Here is a 2416-nt window from a genome sequence, read left to right as displayed (position 1 = left end):
GGGGGAGCTAATTGAGCGCGACAACCAGTGTCTGGCCAAATTCGCGCAGAGCGGCGCCGGACTGTATCAGCTCTTCCGTGAGCGCAGAGTTGGCGAGATCTGACTGCCCTACGCAAACAAATCTACGGCTCAGGTATTTGTTTCCGTTGGTGGTGTTGTGATCTTTCAGCGAGAAGGCCATCAGCCTGGTCTGCATCAGTACTTCACTGTAGATCCCGCTCATCTGATGCGCCTCTGGCGCGCGGGGCGCGCAAGCGGAGTCGTCAAAATGTATTCTGATCTCGCTGCCAAACGGGCAGTCATCCCGAGAGAGAATCAATTGTCGAGACAGGTAATGCTCTGCGTGACCGTAGAGTCGCACGCTCMCTGTTGCGTTCATAATACAGAAACTCCCTTCTACATTAAGAATCAGGTTGTCGAGATCAGACCCCTGATTAAACGATATCCATGCCCACGAATACTTTGTATGGCGTTGCTGCCATACATGCCTTTTATTTTGCCGCGAAGGCGACTGATCGACTTTTCCAAGGCTCTTGGGTCATAAAAATTTATATTCAGCCCCATGATCCTGGCGATTTCATCATGGCTCAATATCTGGTTTTTTGTTTGAGAGAAAGCCTCAAGAATTTTCATTTCCGCAAACGATACGTCCAGCTTTTTATAGTCGCCAATCAGGCACATGCGAGTGGGGTCCAAAAGCAGATTATGCTTTTTTTGCCATTCTGGACTGCTAAAAAACTCCGACAGTGCGTCAGTATTTTCGCCTGCAAAAGTGTCGCAATTAATACAGTAGTCGGCCCCGGCAAGAAAGTATTTCATCTTGTTGTAGGTGCCTCTACCGGTGATGGCGATGAAAATTATTGACGCCAGATTATCGGCGCGAATGTTTTCTACCAGGGTGAGGCTCTCAACAAACGCTTGAGGGCTGTCAATAACGATGAAAATTGCACGGTATGAATTAGAATTCTTGTTTCTTTTGAATGAGTTGCTATAGCACATTGCATCAACGGCAATATCCTGGCCTACGTGGCGTGCGACTAATTCCCTAAAGCCCTCAGCTAGCGTGTGGGTTCGCCCAATGGTGAGAACACCTGTCTCCTCCTTCACGTCGCTGTGGCCTGTAGTCGTTAATTTCCCTGTAAGCATCATGCTTTGACTCGGATAGGTGCTGGCATTCGAATGTTAAAGCACCAATTCTCGCTTGTGACTGACAATTGGTAACATTTCACTGTTTTTTCAGACGGCCGTCTCGTTTTTTTAACATTGCCGGTGATTCTGACGTGATGGTTTGCCCGCTGGTGGTTCGAGGTGCCTGATGATCGATGGCAATCTCGTGGGGTTGATGAGGTATAGCATTGTGCCATCTATTGGTCCAATGCCCCGTATTTTCGCAGCCATATGACCGCGCATGTCGTTAAAGTTTCAGCCACCTGACTTTTTTTGATTGGGCGTCATGAGGCGGTAGGGTTTTGTTGTTTCAAGTGCGATTTTTTGCTCTTGTCTGGCTCAGTATTCTCCAATATTAACCGTTATATAACGTTGGTGTTGGTGGTGTCGGCCATGGACATTTCATAACATTGAGTTTTATTGATCGGCCTAATGCGCTTTACTTTCGTGTTGGCGTTGAATTAGAGCGAAGTCGACGCATGGGTATTTATCGATGAGGGGGGGGTAATGGATCTTTGGACAGCCATCACAGTATTGATTTTAGGGATGGTCGAAGGTCTGACGGAGTTCTTGCCGATATCAAGTACAGGGCACCAGATTATCGTCGCGGACTTGCTCGGCTTCGGCGGCGAGCGAGCCATGGCCTTCAACATCATCATTCAATTGGGCGCGATCCTGGCGGTTGTCTGGGAGTTCCGCCGCAAGATTCTCGAGATCGTTACCGGCTTGCCGACCCAGCGCAATGCGCAACGTTTCACCTTGAATCTGTTAATCGGTTTTCTCCCGGCAGTGGTCTTGGGGGTGTTGTTCGCCGATAAGATCCATGAGTATCTGTTTAATCCAATCACTGTTGCAGTGGCACTAGTGGTGGGTGGCATCATCATGTTGTGGGCCGAGCAGCGGGAACATGTGGTGTCTGTCGACCATGTTGACGACATGCGCTGGACCGACGCCCTCAAGGTCGGTTTCGTGCAATGCCTGGCGATGATTCCGGGCACCTCGCGCTCGGGATCGACGATTATCGGTGGATTACTGTTTGGCCTGTCGCGTAAGGCTGCCACGGAGTTTTCGTTCTTTCTGGCGATGCCGACCATGGTCGGTGCCGCCGTGTATTCCGGCTATAAGTTTCGGGATCTGTTCCAGGCCGGGGACCTGCCAGTGTTTGCGCTGGGTTTCGTGACGGCGTTCTTTTTCGCCATGATCGCCGTGCGTGGTTTGCTCAAGTTCATTGCCGGCCACAGTTACGCCG

Annotated in this window: 3 protein-coding genes; 1 reads left to right on the top strand and 2 read right to left on the bottom strand. The window is 50.2% G+C overall.

Features of this window, described 5'->3' with window-relative positions:
• Nucleotides 1-7: 7 nt before the first annotated feature.
• The gene (locus ACXRVY_RS24420) at nucleotides 8-223 is read right to left on the bottom strand and encodes a hypothetical protein (RefSeq protein ID WP_458238464.1); all 216 of its coding nucleotides are present in this window, start codon (nucleotides 221-223) and stop codon (nucleotides 8-10) included.
• A 185-nt stretch (nucleotides 224-408) separates the two neighbouring features.
• The gene (locus tag ACXRVY_RS24415; RefSeq protein WP_223462673.1) at nucleotides 409-1149 is read right to left on the bottom strand and encodes a winged helix-turn-helix domain-containing protein; all 741 of its coding nucleotides are present in this window, start codon (nucleotides 1147-1149) and stop codon (nucleotides 409-411) included.
• A gap of 525 nt (nucleotides 1150-1674) precedes the next feature.
• Between ACXRVY_RS24415 and ACXRVY_RS24410 the strand changes: the two genes are divergently transcribed.
• Nucleotides 1675-2416: undecaprenyl-diphosphate phosphatase (locus ACXRVY_RS24410; RefSeq protein WP_458238463.1), on the top strand; the 742-nt coding region annotated here is incomplete at its 3' end.

The organism is Pseudomonas sp. P5_A2_2 (assembly GCF_054177685.1).
Note: the sequence above shows the minus strand (reverse complement) of the source record. Positions and strands in the feature narration are given on the sequence as shown.